Origin of the sequence: Levilactobacillus humaensis (assembly GCF_024345185.1) — a bacterium.
GTDB classification, from domain to species: Bacteria; Bacillota; Bacilli; order Lactobacillales; family Lactobacillaceae; genus Levilactobacillus; species Levilactobacillus humaensis.
The window spans coordinates 1-17,058 of the sequence record NZ_BROB01000038.1 but is presented as its reverse complement, the minus strand read 5'-3'; the positions used below and the strand labels follow the sequence as shown (position 1 = coordinate 17,058).

14 protein-coding genes and 4 pseudogenes are annotated in these 17,058 nt (G+C 39.7%); 5 read left to right on the top strand and 13 right to left on the bottom strand.

Annotated features, from left to right (window positions below):
• Positions 1 to 1,738: mucin-binding protein (locus tag OCU14_RS10275; RefSeq protein WP_261810946.1), on the top strand; the 1,738-nt coding region annotated here is incomplete at its 5' end.
• A gap of 247 nt (positions 1,739 to 1,985) precedes the next feature.
• Here OCU14_RS10275 and OCU14_RS10270 read toward each other — a convergent pair.
• The 3 genes and pseudogenes from OCU14_RS10270 to mobQ all read right to left on the bottom strand — a co-directional run.
• Positions 1,986 to 2,216 (bottom strand): annotated as a pseudogene (locus OCU14_RS10270) (transposase); the annotation flags it as partial.
• Positions 2,217 to 2,384: 168 nt separating this feature from the next.
• Positions 2,385 to 2,978 (bottom strand): annotated as a pseudogene (locus OCU14_RS10265) (transposase); the annotation flags it as partial.
• A 22-nt stretch (positions 2,979 to 3,000) separates the two neighbouring features.
• On the bottom strand, positions 3,001 to 5,064 hold the full coding sequence (gene mobQ, locus OCU14_RS10260; protein WP_261810945.1) for a MobQ family relaxase: 2,064 nt from the start codon (positions 5,062 to 5,064) through the stop codon (positions 3,001 to 3,003).
• A gap of 252 nt (positions 5,065 to 5,316) precedes the next feature.
• Here mobQ and OCU14_RS10255 point away from each other — a divergent pair, with 252 nt between their 5' ends.
• Positions 5,317 to 5,544 carry a hypothetical protein gene (locus tag OCU14_RS10255; protein ID WP_261810948.1) on the top strand — a complete coding sequence of 76 codons (228 nt, stop codon included), beginning with the start codon at positions 5,317 to 5,319 and terminating at the stop codon, positions 5,542 to 5,544.
• Between the two features lie 22 nt (positions 5,545 to 5,566).
• Positions 5,567 to 5,845, top strand: coding sequence for a hypothetical protein (locus OCU14_RS10250; RefSeq protein ID WP_261810944.1), 279 nt, complete (start codon positions 5,567 to 5,569; stop codon positions 5,843 to 5,845).
• Between the two features lie 43 nt (positions 5,846 to 5,888).
• Here OCU14_RS10250 and OCU14_RS10245 read toward each other — a convergent pair.
• From OCU14_RS10245 to OCU14_RS10230, 4 genes and pseudogenes are all read right to left on the bottom strand, one after another.
• A pseudogene (locus tag OCU14_RS10245) lies at positions 5,889 to 6,515 on the bottom strand (ATPase); the annotation flags it as partial.
• Positions 6,512 to 6,697 carry a hypothetical protein gene (locus tag OCU14_RS10240; protein WP_010620892.1) on the bottom strand — a complete coding sequence of 62 codons (186 nt, stop codon included), beginning with the start codon at positions 6,695 to 6,697 and terminating at the stop codon, positions 6,512 to 6,514. The gene OCU14_RS10240 and the pseudogene OCU14_RS10245, both read right to left, overlap by 4 nt.
• 46 nt (positions 6,698 to 6,743) lie before the next feature.
• Positions 6,744 to 7,025, bottom strand: a complete 282-nt coding sequence (locus tag OCU14_RS10235; RefSeq protein WP_110140166.1) for a type II toxin-antitoxin system RelB/DinJ family antitoxin — start codon at positions 7,023 to 7,025, stop codon at positions 6,744 to 6,746.
• 221 nt (positions 7,026 to 7,246) lie between these two features.
• Positions 7,247 to 7,579 (bottom strand): annotated as a pseudogene (locus tag OCU14_RS10230) (replication initiator protein A); the annotation flags it as partial.
• 1,422 nt (positions 7,580 to 9,001) lie between these two features.
• On the opposite strand from OCU14_RS10230, the gene OCU14_RS10225 reads away from it, so the two are divergent.
• Together OCU14_RS10225 and OCU14_RS10220 are read left to right on the top strand one after the other, a co-directional pair.
• Entirely contained in the window at positions 9,002 to 9,802 is an 801-nt protein-coding gene (locus OCU14_RS10225) for a ParA family protein (RefSeq protein WP_015639692.1), read from the top strand.
• Between the two features lies 1 nt (position 9,803).
• Positions 9,804 to 10,154 (top strand): DUF5388 domain-containing protein, encoded by a 351-nt coding sequence (locus OCU14_RS10220; RefSeq protein WP_011222016.1) that lies wholly within the window; start codon positions 9,804 to 9,806, stop codon positions 10,152 to 10,154.
• A 549-nt stretch (positions 10,155 to 10,703) separates the two neighbouring features.
• Here the strand turns inward: OCU14_RS10220 and OCU14_RS10215 are convergent.
• The 6 genes from OCU14_RS10215 to OCU14_RS10190 all read right to left on the bottom strand — a co-directional run bounded on the left by OCU14_RS10215 (position 10,704) and on the right by OCU14_RS10190 (position 16,816).
• Positions 10,704 to 11,408: a GH25 family lysozyme gene (locus OCU14_RS10215; RefSeq protein ID WP_373875086.1), complete on the bottom strand. Its 705-nt coding sequence runs from the start codon at positions 11,406 to 11,408 to the stop codon at positions 10,704 to 10,706.
• 241 nt (positions 11,409 to 11,649) lie between these two features.
• Positions 11,650 to 13,686, bottom strand: a complete 2,037-nt coding sequence (locus OCU14_RS10210) for a KUP/HAK/KT family potassium transporter (RefSeq protein ID WP_061777579.1) — start codon at positions 13,684 to 13,686, stop codon at positions 11,650 to 11,652.
• 216 nt (positions 13,687 to 13,902) lie between these two features.
• Positions 13,903 to 14,781 carry an IS3 family transposase gene (locus OCU14_RS10205; protein ID WP_261810947.1) on the bottom strand — a complete coding sequence of 293 codons (879 nt, stop codon included), beginning with the start codon at positions 14,779 to 14,781 and terminating at the stop codon, positions 13,903 to 13,905.
• Between the two features lie 17 nt (positions 14,782 to 14,798).
• Positions 14,799 to 15,050, bottom strand: a complete 252-nt coding sequence (locus OCU14_RS10200; protein ID WP_076642703.1) for a transposase — start codon at positions 15,048 to 15,050, stop codon at positions 14,799 to 14,801.
• Positions 15,051 to 15,666: 616 nt separating this feature from the next.
• Positions 15,667 to 15,882: a CsbD family protein gene (locus tag OCU14_RS10195; protein ID WP_003680381.1), complete on the bottom strand. Its 216-nt coding sequence runs from the start codon at positions 15,880 to 15,882 to the stop codon at positions 15,667 to 15,669.
• A gap of 121 nt (positions 15,883 to 16,003) precedes the next feature.
• A complete protein-coding gene (locus OCU14_RS10190) occupies positions 16,004 to 16,816 on the bottom strand; it encodes an IS30 family transposase (RefSeq protein WP_261810942.1) in 813 nt (270 codons plus the stop codon).
• Between the last annotated feature and the right edge of the window lie 242 nt (positions 16,817 to 17,058).

Sequence of the window (17,058 nt, the reverse complement as noted above, 5' to 3'; positions counted from 1 at the left end):
TACTGCAAGTAGTAGTGCTGCCAAGTCGGATACAGCAAGTACTGCAAGTAGTAGTGCTGCCAAGTCGGATACAGCAAGTACTGCAAGTAGTAGTGCTGCCAAGTCGGATACAGCAAATACTGCAAGTAGTAGTGCCACCAAATCAACTAATGTCGATGCGTCAGAATCATCGGGTACCTCAGAAAACACCACATCAAGTACTAATAATACCGCTAGTTCTGGAGATGATGACCAAAGTGTTGATATGAACGGAATTCATCACTATATTCCACTCCATCCTGAACGTGGCGCTGATCCGAGTGATAATCGGTGGGGGGCTCTAATGAAATACTGGGATACTTGGTACGGAGTAGGTTATCAAGTATCTGATTCGAAGCCAGCCTCAGGTGGTCCAGGGAGCCCAATTTGGCCAGGATCTGGGAGCACAGCAGTCTGGCCAGTAGGATCTGACTACGCATCAATGAATCGATTCATTACTCGAACAATTGAATACCGTGACAAATCAACAGGAGAGTTAATTACCGGTGTAACTCCAGTTGTTCAAAAGGTTCATTATGGAGTTGCGTTTGTGATGGATTTAGTTACTGGCGAAATTTTAGGATATATGACACCAAATACGAATGGTACATTTCCTGATAAACCAACGATTCAACATCGTGCTGATGCATGGTATGTTATTGGAAATAGTAACTTTACAGCCGTGACTTCTCCTGACTTGAGTTCTAAGGGCTACCTGGCACCAGATTTGGCCACAGTTGCTCAACAGAAAGTTAACCCAGGTGATCAGGATGACACAGTTAATGTTTACTATGACCACGCCGTGGTCCCAGTAAATCCAACGAATCCACAAACACCAGGTACACCAATTAATCCAGATGATCCAGATAGTCCAAAGTGGCCAGTTGGGACTGATAAGGATTCACTGACAACTGATATTCACCAGACGATCCATTATCAATATGGTGATGGTTCACAGGCAGCTCCTGATAAAACTGATTCCACGACCTTTGAGCATCAAGTTGAAATTGATAAGGTCACTGGTGAGGTTGTTAAGGATGACGGTTGGACAGCCAAAAATGGTAAGACAAGCTTTGATAGTAAGACTTCACCGGTAATTCCAGGCTATACTGCAAGTAAACCAGCCAGCGATCCAGTTGATGGCTTAACGCAGGATAGTAAGGATGATGTTCAGACTATCGTTTACACCAAGAACCCCGTTGCTGGCGGTAACGTCACTGCGAAGTATGTTGATGAAAACGGCAATCCAATCGCTGACGACGTTATTGCTTCTGGTAATGTAGGCGATCCATATTCAACGACCCAAAAGGATGTGCCAGGCTACACCTTCAAAGAAGTCCAAGGGAACCCTACGGGGAGCTTTACGGATCAGGATCAGACTGTTACCTATGTTTACACGAAGAACCCCGCAACAGATAACAATGGCGGCACTGGGCTCAATCAACCGGGGAAGCCAGGTAATGGTACGGACACAGGAAATTCCAGTTCTAACCAACCATGGAATCCTTCCCAGCCAAGTAACGCTACTAACAATGGAGTAATCAATACGCCGACTAATACAGGATCTAAAGTTAACAACGGTGCTGTTAATTCACCAGAATTACCTCAAACTGGTGAAAACAATAGTCAAAGTCAAACAATGTCATTTATTGGTATTTTGTTGGCAATGTTTGGAAGTTTACTCGGTTTTCTTGGTATCAAGAAACGTCGTAATGATTAACCATTAAATAAATATATCTGTAGTGAATATAGATTATTTAAAGAGGACCCTGAAGAATATTATTATTCTGGCTCTGTGTCAAATGGTGTTGATTAATAGTTTTTATCTTTTGAAAGGTCCACTCTTCGGAGTGGGCTTTTTGTTATTGAACCGAAAAACTCCGTTTGAGAAGTCAGATGGCCGCAATTATGCTCTGTAGCCCTGTTTTTGGGCACACTCCTCCCCGGGGTGTCGTACACTGACTTTTCTAGGCAATCAGTTGGTAGATCCGTTCAAACATGCGCTCTTGATTGGCAAATCCATAACAGCTGCGCTTTAGCGCTTTGATCTTACGGTTAATGCCTTCTAGTGGGCCATTTGAAAGCTTGGTTTGAGAAGCATTCAAAACGCCTCTGAGATTTTTCCTCAGTGTGGCAATGGCGATGTCCATTGGCTCACCGCACGACCTATAGGTCTTGATGAGGTTACTCAGGCTCTCTGGGTCTAGAATTTTTGGTGTTGGAAAGTATTTCCATTCCAAAAGTACTAGGCCCTTTTTGATGACGGATTTACAATTCAAGTGCAACAAATTAGTCAAATAGAAAAGACTCATAGGGTACTATCCCCTGTCAAGTTGACACTTATAAAAACGAAAACACAATTTTTCTTATCCGACCAAATCGTGGTAATATTCCGCCACGGTTTGGTCATTTCTTTTAGCGGAAATGAACTGATTCGTGAAGTACATTATTGCAGCACGAACCTGTTCCTGTAACTCTGCTAGAGTTTGCGCCTTTGGACGATGCTCGAGCCAGATGCTTTTAAAATCTGCCCACCAGTGTTCCATTACGGCGTTATCCGCTGGTGTCCCAGGCGCCGATAGGCTATGCCTTACCTTCTCCTGACGGAGAGCTTCGTTGTAATTGGTGGACGTATATGCCGCTCCACGATCCGTATGGATCATTTCTGGAGTGGTTCCACTAGCCTTAGCGGCTTGGTTAAAGACTTTGATTGCGGCTTCTCTGGTCTCCGTTGGTGAGATTAACCATGCTGCTGGCCTTTGTCCATATAGATCTAAGATGGCGTGTAGACGGACTTTATTAGCGGTCCCGTAAGTCAGTTCTGTTGTATCTGTTACCCAAACCTGATTCGGCTTTTCTTGCTTAAATTGCCGATTTAGTAGGTTTTCATCTTGATAGGTTTGTTTTGCTCCCTGGCGGTCCTTTTTTGGCTGCCGGTAATCCGCGTACAATACCCCAATTAACCAGTCGCTAATTTTGTGATTACAAGTGCATGCCCCCATCTTCATGCCGGTTCCGGGTTTGGTGTTGCCGCTGCTTTTTCGTCATTTCCCACTCGGTTTCTTTCAGTCCACGTTCTTGCTTTTGCCGTTGGTAATCTTCATCACGAGCATATAGAACAGTCATGATCGCGTCACTAAAGGCCGTCTTTAAGTAATAGTCTGGACTAACTGGCTTGTAATTTAGCGGTTGATAATGTCCGATATTTTCTTTTCTGTACTGGTCGTCCTTGGCTTGTTGCCCTTTTAACTGCTTTTGGATTTTCTCGATCTGACTGTTCTTAATCGTCGGATCGGCTTTGCATTCGCTAAAAAAGAGTTGTTTAGTGCCATCATGCTTTAAAACCCGTTGTAAGTGATGATTTTCTAACTGATCTAAGCTAAGCTGTCCCGACAAATAAGCTAACCCTAATTGATGTTCTTGGGTACTGAAAACCTGTGGTGGATTTGCTTGCCACTGTTCAATTGTTTCAGCCTGACATGGCTTTAAAACAGGATCATAGTACATCACGGCTGTATAGGCTTGTTCCTGTTTAATCATTGGTAATTCATTAAAATTGCCGTTAGGAAAGGCTCTTCTTAAAACTTCCTGGTATTGGGTTTGAATAACTTGCTTAACAGCCATGATTGTTCGCAAATCTTTGACTGCGCGAGTAATCTTTTGCTGCTCGGTTGGTGAATACTTTTCTAGTAGACCTTGATCAACGTGTTCTAGACTTTCTAAGTTATCGTCATGAATCATCAGCGTATATTTCAGTTCGATTTTGACTTCCTTTTCTTGTTGCATTAATAACTTCCAGCCAACGTATGGCCGTTTGGTAAAGGTCAATAATTGTTGGGTCAACAAATCATCACGAATGTTCATTAAACGTTCGTTTAATTCACTACCCTTGAAAACTGTTTGTTCGCTATCGGTTTCCTTAATTAATTCTCGTCTTTCAGCTTGCGTGGTCTGTTCAAAATTAAGCTCTGGATAAAGTTTTTTAGTCGTGCGATCAACCACTTTATTTAAGAGTTCATCTGCTTTTTTGAGTGAGCTTTCTTGTTGGTTAATTGTCAATAATTGTTTAGTCACATCTTCACCAACCGCATGTTTAATTAAGGTGCTGTTTTTCCAATTAAATAGCATGCGCCGCTTATCATCTAAGTTCTCCAAACTGATATAAGTTTTCAGTTCATGGCTTAACTCTTTAACTACCCGTTTTTCATTAAACGAGAAGTGTTTACTTAGGCTATCTAAATGACCTCTATTGATTACTTTTTCTTGGTTGTTTTTATAGCCAGCTTTGGACTTACGATAGTTCTTAACTTGTTGGTTAAATTCTTTTCTTTCATGCCGCTTACTATTAATTCCCTCATGTTGAGTTGGTGTATCATCTATTCCCTCCTCGATAAATGATTTTTCGCTGATCCGATCGGGAATATTTTTTTGCTCTAAAACTTGATTTACACTAACCGCCCAATTGTGCCGCCATTGATTGATTTTTTCTTTTTTATCCCAATCAACTAACCACACCTTTCTTGATCTTGGGAAACGACTATTTCCTGTATAAGTCTTGTTCCCATTTTCGTCTAATATGTTTTCTCGTTTACTTTTCAATCCCCACGTTCCGTCTGGGTTAAATGGACGGTTAGTTAACATCACATGAGCGTGCGGATTATCTGGGTGATCGCGATGAATTGCCACATCGGCAACCATACCTTCATCAACAAAATTTTCTTGTACATATTTTGTCAATAATTCTTTCTGTTCATCTTCACTTAATTCAACTGTTAGAGCTACGTTAAACTCTTTCGCGTACCGTGAGTTTGCTCGCCGGTCTTTTCTTTCTACTTCGTTCCATAATTTCTCTCGATCACTCGCCCATGCTGGCGCATTCTTTGGTGTCAAAATAAAGCTTTCTGGCATGACTGACCGAGCATAAAAATAGCTTCGACCTTCTTTTTGATCGAATAACTTTTCACCACTTCTATAACTTGCTCCAGCAATTGCACTTCTTCCTTTTCCAGCACTAATATTACTAAAGCTCATGTGAAAAATTGCCATGTTGGTCACCACCTTTCTTTGGGTTCATGGGTTTGCTTTCGTTGTCGCCAACGGCGACTTCTGATACAAGGGTTTAGCACAATAACACAACCAACTTTAGTTGTTGTGTGTAAGTGCGCATTGACCTCGTTTCACTCGGTCTTCTGATTATCTTAACTTTAACTTAGTGTATGCCTTCCGCTTCGCTATTTCAACTTTTATACTTTGACTTAACGTTTCCCTTATGATATAGTGTCGATGATTATTTCTAATATGATTGGAGGGATCGTTATGTCTAAAAGTAACTTAGAAAAACAAGAAGCTAAATTAAAAGCCCTTAATCAAAAAATTAAGGACGAAAAAAATAAGATTGAACAACGGCTAGGTAAACAAATCATCAGTCAATCCAATTTAGATTATGCTAATTTGTCTAACGATCAGATTAAGCTTTTAGCTAAGCAATTTTCTGAATTTTTAAAGGTAAAGTCCGTAGATAATTAGCCATACGAGATGGGGAAATTCCATGTCTAATCAATATGAAAAACTAGTCGAGCAACAAGCGCGTTTAAAACAAAAAATTGAGCGGGAAGATTTTAAATTACGGCAATCTAAATACTATGAAAATCGGCAAGCCCGCAAAGCCCGTTCTCGCCGATTAATTCAAAAAGGGGCTTTATTAGAAAAGTACTTCCAAACTAATAACCTCTCGGTCGAACAAACCGAAGAACTTTTAAAAATATTTGCTGACTATGTTAACGCCCATAAACCGGATAAATTAAAAAACGATCAACCTAATAACTAGGCCGATCGTTTTTATTTTCTGGATCATTTTTAGGCTTTACTTATGGGTTTTGATCTGCAAAATTTTGTAACTGCTTTTGCACCTTTTCTGGATAAGTAATATTTTGGTTTATCCAAGGAAAATGCCTCAAATCGTTCTTAAAAACTTGTCCCTTCTCTCTTGCATAAACAGAGGTAAACTTTTCGCTATTATCATAGATCATGACCTTATCAGATTTAAAGGCCACTAATGGCAAATTATGTTTGGATTGCTGATAACGTTTCTTGATCGTTGCCACTGGAACACCGTGGCCACCTTTTTGTACCCGTTCGTTGACCCTTTGGATAGCTAAATTTTCATCTCGCAAAGCAACATACAATAAAGTCACTTCAAAGCCATTTTTGTGAGCTTTGTCAATCAAATTGATTTGAGCTTTTCCTCTACCTGCCAGTGTTGTTTCTACGTGAATACTTTGCTGGTGATCTAAAGCATAGTGTAGTTGTTTGATTTCTTCTTTCATGGCTTTTAAGTTGTCACTGTCTTCATGCCAATCGCCACCCATTTGTCTTAAAATTTCATCAGCGTTAATCCGTTTTGTTTTGTCAAATAAGATGGGAAATGTATCGTATAGCGTACTTTTTCCTGCTCCGTTAATACCAGCAACAATTATATATTGGGGTTTATCTATCAACGGACAAAGTCCTTTCGCTTAATAACCTCATCTTGCCTTTTATCTAAAAAGTAGGTATATAAAGCGTCATATACTTTGCGCTTTTCTGGATCTGGCTCATGTAATGACTTATCAAGTAAATCTTTTAAATCAGTTTCTTTGGCAATTTCAAAAAAGTCATTAATTGTGATTGTATCTTTCATGTTCATCACACTCCCAAGTTATTAATTTATTTAATCTGATAAGCCATTAGTCCTCATCTGGATCATTGAGCCAATCAGCGACTTCTTTAGCGTCTTTGAGCTCTGTTACTGGTGTCTCTTTGGTAGCCTTTAAAAGGCTTAAATTAGCTCTTTCGGCTTCGCTCAGGGCTGGTTTAAACGGTAATGCTGCGTCAGCTACGATCCGCTTATAAAACATATTGATCGCGGTAGTTGGGTTTAGACCTAACTGGCTTAAAACGGCTTCGGTATTATCTGCCAATTCTTTGTCAATCTGGACTTGTACGCGTTTCTTTTCCTTAACTGCCATGATTTTCTCGCCCCCCCCTTTATTACTACTCACATTATACTAATCTTTGAGTACCATCTCAATTAGCCTGCTTCTTTAAAAGTTGTGAATTTAAGTTTGCTGTCCTTTCCGCAATGGCACTTATACAACGTTCCTAAAATGCCCGTACGCGCATTTTAAAACTCGTTTAATATAATTATGCTCTATCTGTTTAAAACGGCTTAGATGAGCTTAGATGCCGTTTAATTCCAAGAGCGCTCATTGTCAGTGTTCTGTTCTTCGGGGTGTTTGGCCGCATATTCTCTAGCCGCTTGTTTATTCCACCAAACCCCAAATAGGTTTTGCATGGTACCGTACAAGTAGTTTTCAACGTTCTTAATGTGCTTCTCATTGCTTCTAAGAGCGTTAAAGTAGCGTCTCAAGGCTTTGGTCATTAAAGGCTTCAGCTCCTCATCATAAAGTGGGATTAGGACCCCAATATCCTGATGATCCTTCTCAACTCGGTACTTAGCATTTAAGATAATACCAACGAAGCGACGCATCTGTTGCGGGGTACGGCACCAAAAACTAAGCAGTATTCATCATGTTACAGCACCCAAGTAAAAGCTACGAAGATAAAAACATTCATCCTCAAAATATGTAACCTAGAAAAAAGGCCTCCAGTGTTAAACCGGGAGCCTTTTTTAGTATACCAATTTCTACTTCACATAAGGCGGCTTATCCCAAGTAACCTTATTTGGTACTGAAGAAACAACACTCTGATATTTTTCCTTTGTGAAAATTTCTGATAACCAATTGGTATAGGTCTCAGATTGGCTTTAATTGGGGAACGGTACTTTGTGAAATTCACTGAAATCATGTCTAGGCCATTCCCTTGAATTCAACTGTCTCATTCTTTGTATTAACCAAAAACTTACCGACATTTCCCTGATATTTAACGGATACTTTAAAGGAATACTTATAATTTACACGAGTATATCGAATACTACTAATTCTCCCCCGATACCCTTGCTTATGCAAAACTCTTTTGACTTGATCTCTCTGCTGATTGGTAATTCTTGCAGAACTCCGATAGATTGTCTTCTTAACGATCACATCTGGATTCAATGGAACAATGTAATCCTTACATTCCAACAATTCCACCAACTTTCTTTTTTTCTTTGGAATTTGACTTGACGGGTTACGGTTTTCCATTCAGTTTAGAGGGAGTGACGTTTTGAGCGCAGAATTGTTCCCTGGAATCAGCTATTTAGAATAACTGAACCAGAGTACAATTCTACGATAAGGTTCCCCTTAGTTCGTCGGTCGTTAACGCCCGTCGCTTGTCTGTACAATTGCGGTATTGCTACCACCACTCATTCTAAACCTACGTTTTCGGTTTAGCCTACTAAAAAACGCCCTAGTAGGCGTTGGTAATACGTATTTATGTTTGTTCGATCACCAACTAATCAATGGCACCAAGCCGAAGCTTCGTTTTACCACCCGCGCCGTTAATGGTCGCGCTCACCATTCACCACCCAGCCGTACAGATGACCTTGTTGTGGTATAGCCAGACTTATTGAAGTCGCCCTGGCAAACGTGTCCCCTTGGATTTAGACCCCAGCTTGTCCCCTAGGGCTTTAAAAATCGCACCGGCCATGATATAATAGTCATTAAACAACGATGACTTTTATGTGGCGCTCACCGATTCCCGTCGGTGGGTGTTTTTTTATGTTCTATTTTATGTAACCAATATTACTCGTTGTTTGGTGATAAATCAACATTTTTCTTTTTATGTATCCTTGTATCCTTGTATCCTTGTATATTCATATCCTTGTATCTAAGTATCCTTGTATCCTTGTATCTAAGTATATTAGGATACTTGCAGTTAATCTTAATTTAACGGCTTTTGAGAAGAAATGTATCCTTGTATCCTTGTATCCAAGTATCTTTGTATGTTATCATCCTTGTATCCAAGTATCCTTGTATATTAGGATACTTAATTGGAGGTCAGTATAATGGGTGAAGTAATTACTTTTGGAAATTTTAAAGGTGGCACCGGTAAAACAACAAATGCCACGCTTGCATGCCTGGCACTAGCTCGTGCTGGTAAAAAAACGCTATTAATTGATTTCGATCCTCAAGCAAACGCTACAGATATTTACTTTAAAACCGCGGCTAATTTAGGCCACGATGATATTAAATTTAATCAAACCTTGCTTGCATCAATCCAAGAAGAAGACTTATCAAGATCGTTGGTTACTTTGGATAAAAACATTGACTTTATTCCATCAAGCGCAGATTTTTCATTGTACCCACGGATTATGGAAAAAAAGTTTAAAAATAATTATAAAGATAGAGTTACATATTTTAGCAAGCTACTTGCTTCACTAAAAGAAAAATATGATTTTGTGGTATTTGATTTGCCACCGACTATTTCCTTAATTTCTGATAGCGCCTTATACGCTTCAGATTGGGTTCTGATTATCCTTCAAACTCAAGAGCACAGTCTTCAGGGTGCCGAATCGTTTCTAAAATATATACAGGAACAGGTAATCGATGAATACGAAGCACCTAGTTTGAATTTACTCGGTATACTTCCTGTGCTATTAAAGAATGGGGCGCCTGTTGATCACAGCACATTAGAAGTAGCAGAAGAAGAATTTGGGAAAGAAAACATGTTAAAAACCCTAATTCGTAATATGGAAAGAATCAAAAGATATTCAATCAGAGGTGTATTTCTAAAAGATCAGTTCGATAAAAAAATAATTAGATTATACGATTCTGTGGCACAAGAAATTATTGAAAGGGCGGACTAGCATGGTGGAACTTTTACACAATCCTAACTCAAATAAAAGCAAAATAATTCCTAGAAAATCGGCGCCCCAGCCTCAAAAAGAAATTTCCATATCTTCTCTAAACGAATCAAACAAAACAAAGTCTAAACAAATAGATGGTGTTACTTTTGATACTACGCTCAGAATTGACAATCATCTAAAAAACTTTATGAAAGCTATGGTAATTTTAGGGTATAGCTCAACTCAACAAAACGGATTAGCCCAATTACAAAAAACTTTTTTTGAATCGTTAACTGAGTCTGAACAAAATACGCTTACGACTCAAATACAGACTTTGGAAACCGGCGATGCTAACAAAGTAAAAAGTAAATAATCACGTGCTCTCAGACGACACGTTCACCTTTTAGATGTATACTTGTCCGTTTAAATTAAGCAGAATGCACACAAAAAAGTCCTCTATTATGCGGAATAGAGGGCTTTTCTGAAATCAGTACATACAGGCTTTGCTTAGGAGCGTTGCTGTGTCCATTTAGGACATACACAATCATATAACAATCCATGCTGTCACTTAACTTACTCAAAAAAGCCACCCACCTCGTGATGAGATGAGTGGCTTTTTGGTTGTGTCAACTTTGAAGGATTAAATTAATTCTAGCACTATTTACTTTTCAGTTAACGTACATCATCTTCAACATTGTCTAAGCGTTCGTTGATAACTTTATGCTCGCTTCTGCTAGTGATTAAATCTTCACGCAGCGTATTTTGCGAATTAAACAGCCGTTCAATTCGCTGGCTGCTATCCTTCATACTTTGAGCAATGTCTTGCAGCCGATCTGTGAAGGGCTTCATGACAAAGCTGCATAGATACCCGCGACTACAGCCAAAGCTAACGTGATTAATTCAATCCAACGATCAAAGGTCATTACTTACCACCCGACTTTCTGACCAGCTTCACGTAGTCCTTATTAGCAGAGATGTAACCAACATCAGTCTTAATCCGGTACACCTTGCCATATTTAACAGCCTTACCATAGATTGTTCTTCCCTTTGAGAAGTGAATACGGCGCTTATTAGCCTTGTCTAGGGCTGGCTTACCATACACGTTAACCTCACTGGTAATCACTTCATACAAGCCATTATCAGCCCAGTATGAGGCTTTCTTAGGCGTTGCCTTGGTAACCTTACCAGACAGCTTACCATCGAAATCATAACTGCAATCCACTCCGTGCCAGTTGTCGGTATATTGCCAAGCGTTGGCATTAGCTACCCCCGGTTGACTGACACCATAAGCCGCCACCCAGATTGCCTTATCTACTAACTGGGACCGATTAATCCGGCCAGCATTGAACCAGCTACCTGAGCCGTACGTAATCACATTCTTATACCCGTGACTAATCAGGTATTTCAGGAACACGTTAACTTGGCCAGTAGTTGCCCAGGTTAATCCCGGCGCTTCTACATCAATGGCTAATACCGTGGACTTATCTAATCCCATCTTCTTAACCCATGATAGAAAGTATTGAGCTTCAGCCGTTCCCCGACCATGAAATTCATCACGAGTACCGAACACCTGAATGTTTGTGTCTGTAATTCCCAGTAATTTAAGTGTATTAGCTAGTTGAGACATCTATTCCTACCCCGCTTATCTTGAGTTTCGTCGCTTAAAGCATAGCACTAGGGAGGCTTAGATGCCTTTTTTTGTTATCAAAAAGGGCCTAGTACTTTTGGAATGGAAATACTTTCCAACATCAAAAATTCTAGACCCGAATAAAAATGGTCTGATCTCAGTAAAGTACTGAGATCAGACCATTAATTAAAACTAAATATAATTTTTCTAACTTAGTTGTTGCACTTAAACTACTGCATACTCATTTTTCAGTCTTACTTAATCTGCCTCGATGATAAATTTTCTTTTGGATTAAGTATTGATCCTGATTTTGAGTAATAAATAACGGAGAACTTTCTTCTATGACATTGCTAAACTCCAAACCATACCATGAAATAGGTGAGGCCGTAATTTTCTGCAGATAGATGCGCCCACCAATTAATCTTCTATCTAACGAGCTTAACTTATCATTGACAATTAAATCTGCTGGTTGTTCCTTTATAATAACAAACTTAAAGTCGCCGACTTTCCGTTGCCGCTCTGTTGAATACGTGGGTATTTGTGGTTCTAAAATACCTTGTTCCACTAGATGATTTACAACTTGATGTAAATAGACACTAACGGATTGAGGTTTCCTAAACCCTAAGTAAAATTGAACGTTAACAACATTATGCGTCTCAAGTAAATCAACTGTATAATTACTTTCATAAGGTGCATTGGTTTCATTGACTGTAACAAACCAATAAACTTTAGCTCTTTTAGGTTGTCTGTCGAGAATAGAATACATGGTACTACGCTTAATTTGGTAATCACCCTTAATTTTAGTCATATACACTAAGTTAGTCGTGAACAAAGGTACTGTATTGTCTGCGCTTAATTTAGAGAGTTGATCACGATAGTCAAGAAGTGAAACATACTCGCTTTCTTTCTCATAATGGTCTCTTCGTTTATTTCCAAAGTACCAAAGCCACATAATATAAAGAATGCCCAACATGATTGTTAACGTAACATAACCGCCATGAATAAACTTAACCAAACTTGAAATTAGAAAGATTAACTCAATAAAGCCAAAAAACAAGGCAATTATAAGTGCTGTTCCCTTAGCCAGGTGTTTCTTTAAGAATTCATGCAAAAGCACAGTAGTCATAAGCATGGTAATAGTGATCGCTAAACCATACGCGGCCTCCATTTTTTGTGAACTACCAAAGAACCAGACTACACTAATTGTTATTATACATAGCATCCAGTTAACAGTTGCAATATAAATTTGATTTTTTATATTACTTGGATGTCTAATAACCATTCTAGGTAAAAATTTTAAGCCAATTGCTTCATTGACTAAAGTGTAAGAACCCGTAATCAACGCTTGAGAGGCAATAATTGCAGCGAGTGTGGCTAGCAAAATGCCAACTAGGCGCCAGGTTCCGGGGAGCATTTCATAAAAGGGATTTAAGTTCGATAAGTTCCTGTAAGCAGTATCACCTGCATGTCTAATTATCCAAGCACCCTGACCTAAGTAATTTAAAAATAGGGTACTATATACTAGTGGCCATGTTACATAAATATTCTGCTTGCCAACGTGACCCATATCGGAATATAAAGCCTCTGCTCCTGTGGTTGCCAAAAAGATACTTCCAAGTATAAAGATTCCCACTTTGTTAACTGGACTGAATAGTACCCTAATTGCATAATAAGGAGAAATAGCCTTCAATATCATTGGATAATTGATTAGATTAACGATTCCAAAGACAGCCAAAAAGCCAAACCATAAAATCATCACTGGTCCAAAGGATTTCCCAATCACACCTGTTCCAAAACGTTGAATCATAAATAATACGAGTAGAACAACTGTTGTGATAATCAAGACGTTATGTTGAGAATTACTAAACACCACAGGGCCAAGGTGTTGTTTTTTTAATCCCTCAATGGCTGAAGTCACAGTTACTGCAGGAGTTAATGTTCCATCGGCCAAAATGGCCGCCCCACCAATCAAGGCTGGCCAAATTAACCATTTTGAATTTTTTCGAACCAATGCATATAAAGCAAAAATTCCGCCCTCACGCTTATTATCGGCTTGCATTGCAATGACAACATACTTCAACGTTGTAATGATCATTAATGTCCAAAAAATCAACGAGATCGATCCAATCACGTAATTGGGAGAAATATTTCCCATTTTACCGGCGTCACCAATCAATGCATTCATAACATACAATGGTGAAGTGCCAATATCACCGTACACAATTCCTAAAGTAACAAGTGCCCCCGCAAAAGAAACACGTTCTAGTTGCTTATTCATATTTGCTTGCCCCCAACGCTAATTATTGAAATATAGCACTGCAAAATAGTAAGCCTAAACACGAAGAAAAGCAACTATGCCATATACATCATAATGGATTGAAGTCAATATTTGAGACAGATTTTAAGAGACATTCAGAACCGCGTTTACCTTCCACAGCTCAAATAAATCATTAATCGTGATTAATAACTTATTTGAACCCTGGAAAGCATTAAATCAGGCGGCCATTTGGCTCGTAAGTGTTGCAATTTCAACTTGTAAGGGGGTCTGGTAGCCCAGTGAACTATGAATTCTCTTCCTATTGTAGAAAGCATGCACATATTCAAAAAGGACGGCAGCGGCAGTTTCATAATCTTCAAAGACCGGCACTGGATAAACACATTTCTTTTTGAGGGAAGCGTGAAAGGATTCCATTGGCGCATTATCATACGGACACCCCTTACGGCTGTATGAGTGGCGGATATGTAGTTCAGTTAAACGTTGATTGTAATCATCGCTGGTATACTGTGATCCTAAATCCGTATGGATAATCAGGTCCCCAGTAATGGTTCGATTTTTAACTGCGCTTTCCAGGGTCTTTAAGACTAAATCAGTATCCATCTTTTTTGAGAACGAATAGCCGATAATCCGTCGTGAGTGCAGGTCCATGATGGTTGATAAGTAACACCAGCCATTACGCTTCGTTTGAATATAGGTCATATCAGCGGTCCATTTTTGATTTAAACCAGTGGTCGAGAAATCCTGCTTAAGCAAGTTGGGACGCTGTTCAACCTTGGTTTTGGAAGCCGAAGCCGCTTTCCATTTATTGACGGTAACGGAGTGGATATCCAGTTCCTTCATGAGCCGGGAAATCCGTCTTGGGCTGCACCGACGCTGCAGTGGTTGAAGTTCCAGATTCAATTCATGGTGGATCTTCATAACGCCGTATCGCTGCTTAAATTCCGCAAAGATCCGCAGAATCCGTTGTTTTAAGTCCGCATCTTCGGCCCGGCGTTTTGAAGGTTTGGGGGATCGATAACGATAATACTGAGCTCTGGAAACACCGAGGATTCGGCACATCTTGGTTACCTGGTGGTGATGGCTTTCTTGGTGAATATAATCAAAGATATTGGTTACTTCTGCGCAAGGAAGCCCAGGGCTTTTTTTAGGATTTCGTTCTCCTCAGACAGCGAAGCCAGTCGCTTTTCCATCGTTTTGATTTCGTCTGGCGATTTACCGGATTGAGTTTTGGCCTGGCCCTGGATCCACTTATGAACTGTTGAATAGCCAATGCCATATTCTCTGGCCAGTTGGGCAGCTGATTCGCCTTGCTTATATAGGTTGATAATGTTTTGTTTGAATTCTTTGTCGTAACGAGTTGGCATGTAAAAATTCCTTCCTTTTGAGAGACGATTTATTCATTATACGCTCTCTTAAAAGTTGTCTCAGGAATCAGCTTACATCCAGAGATTATTCTTGATTTAATTGGAGCAACGGGTATTGATATACAAGAATTTGATAAATTAGCTATGAAGCTTTAGTTGTACTAATTGAAAATGGGACTACGGAAACTTTTAATAGATTTATCGAAAAGTTCAGCTAATCACTGTTTTTTTGCATATGGTCAGGAGGTGGCGATATCATGATTAATTCATAGTAAATACGGGTATGAGTTTCCGGAGTGGGCACAGGCGGGTGCTCGGCTCGATAAGATGGTGTAAGGATAATAGACGTCGTGCTAAATAGCGTGGCGTTTTTATTTTGCCCAAAATTTGGAGGTGGCCGGCATGGGCCAGATGGTAAATAGCAGATTTGGCCTTGTCAGTCGCACAGAGACACGTTGCTTGGGTGACTTAGAACATCAGCTTAAAGATGGACGGTGGTAACGTAAAAAGCCGCAGCGACCACATAAGCCGCGTATTACAGTGTGGAGAAAAAACAGGGTAACAAGCGTGAAAAAATAAAAGAAGACCAGATTTTGGTCTTCTTAAAAATGATAATTTATTTATCGTCTTTATCTAACTTTTCCTTTACGTTATCAACCGTATCTTTAACAGCATCTTTGGCATCTGACAGTTTATCTTTAGCCTTACCTAGAATACCTTGACCCTTACCTTCAGCTTCGCGGGCCTTGTCGTTCGTAACCTTGCCTTCAACTTCTTTAGCTTTTCCACTTACCTTATCTTTGGTGCTATCAATCTTGTCATCTAGACTCATAATATAACCTCCCATAATGTAATTTGTTACAACAGTATTATTCCACATTTTAATTTGCTTGTCTAATAAGGAGATCCTACAAGAGATAGTGTGAATGACACTTATAAGGTAGATTGCAAATTTAATCCGAATTTTTGGACAAATTTGTCAGCATAACCTGATACGGTGTTTGCCAGTCGAGTATTTTAAGCGGTCGCTGGTTAATTTGGAGTAACGTCGTCGTTAAATCTTGAGCACTAATGTGCTCAAAACGAGTCCCTTTAGGATAAAAACAACGTAAATTCCGATTAAAGCTGTGCACCGGACCATTAAAAGTGGTTAGGAACTTAGTTAGTGCTTCATTAACAGTCGCTGTCGTCCGATTTTTTAACCGGTATGCCCAAAGGAACCGTGATTTGCAATCGATTAAAGTTAATAAAACTGCCTTACTATGCCCACGAGGACCAACGACTGTATCTAGTTCAAAATCGCCGATGCGATTACGTTGATTAATCATCATGGGACGCTGTTCAATTGATCGCCCCAAAGATTGATTATATTTGGATCGTTGGTCAACGTTACGCCGTTGGCGTACGCCATGTTCAGGTAGATCATTCAAGGAGAAATCAATTCTCCCCTGATTTAGCCAATTATAAATAGATTTAGTAGCTAGTTTAAATTCGTGAGCAATCATTCCTGGTGACCAGCTTAGACGTAAATGGTTGAGAATTTTTTGCTTTAACTCATCGCTCAGCTTAGTTTTCCGACCACATCGTGATCGCTTGTATTCGGCATCTGTTTGTGCTAATTCAGCCTGATAAGGTTGACATCGAGATAATTCATAAGAAATTGTTGACGGTGATCGGTTCAGCCGAACGCCCATTTGGATATTGGACAGCCCTAGTTCACAAAAGGTTTCGATTTTAATTCGTTCGGAATAGGTTATACTAGACAAAAGATCAGCTCCTAAAAGATGGGTTTGTGGTAAACACCATTTTAAAGGAAGCTGATCTTTTTTGTCCGAACAGCGTTCGGATTAATTTTACAATCTACTTCTCTTTTAAACTAAGTGGGCTTTTTTTGTTCCTTAAATACCCTATCAAGTTCACCAGACAGCAGATCCCATCTTCATCACAGGCTACCAGCTGGCAACGACACCTTGGATGAGTATCCGTGACTGGAATCGGTGCTTGTCCA

Coding starts and splice junctions, on each gene's coding strand:
- mobQ (WP_261810945.1), bottom strand. CDS start 5,064: ATGGCAATTTTTCACATGAGCTTTAGTAATATTAGTGCTGGAAAAGGA.
- OCU14_RS10255 (WP_261810948.1), top strand. CDS start 5,317: ATGATTGGAGGGATCGTTATGTCTAAAAGTAACTTAGAAAAACAAGAA.
- OCU14_RS10250 (WP_261810944.1), top strand. CDS start 5,567: ATGTCTAATCAATATGAAAAACTAGTCGAGCAACAAGCGCGTTTAAAA.
- OCU14_RS10240 (WP_010620892.1), bottom strand. CDS start 6,697: ATGAAAGATACAATCACAATTAATGACTTTTTTGAAATTGCCAAAGAA.
- OCU14_RS10235 (WP_110140166.1), bottom strand. CDS start 7,025: ATGGCAGTTAAGGAAAAGAAACGCGTACAAGTCCAGATTGACAAAGAA.
- OCU14_RS10225 (WP_015639692.1), top strand. CDS start 9,002: ATGGGTGAAGTAATTACTTTTGGAAATTTTAAAGGTGGCACCGGTAAA.
- OCU14_RS10220 (WP_011222016.1), top strand. CDS start 9,804: ATGGTGGAACTTTTACACAATCCTAACTCAAATAAAAGCAAAATAATT.
- OCU14_RS10215 (WP_373875086.1), bottom strand. CDS start 11,408: ATGTCTCAACTAGCTAATACACTTAAATTACTGGGAATTACAGACACA.
- OCU14_RS10210 (WP_061777579.1), bottom strand. CDS start 13,686: ATGAATAAGCAACTAGAACGTGTTTCTTTTGCGGGGGCACTTGTTACT.
- OCU14_RS10200 (WP_076642703.1), bottom strand. CDS start 15,050: ATGCCAACTCGTTACGACAAAGAATTCAAACAAAACATTATCAACCTA.
- OCU14_RS10195 (WP_003680381.1), bottom strand. CDS start 15,882: ATGAGTCTAGATGACAAGATTGATAGCACCAAAGATAAGGTAAGTGGA.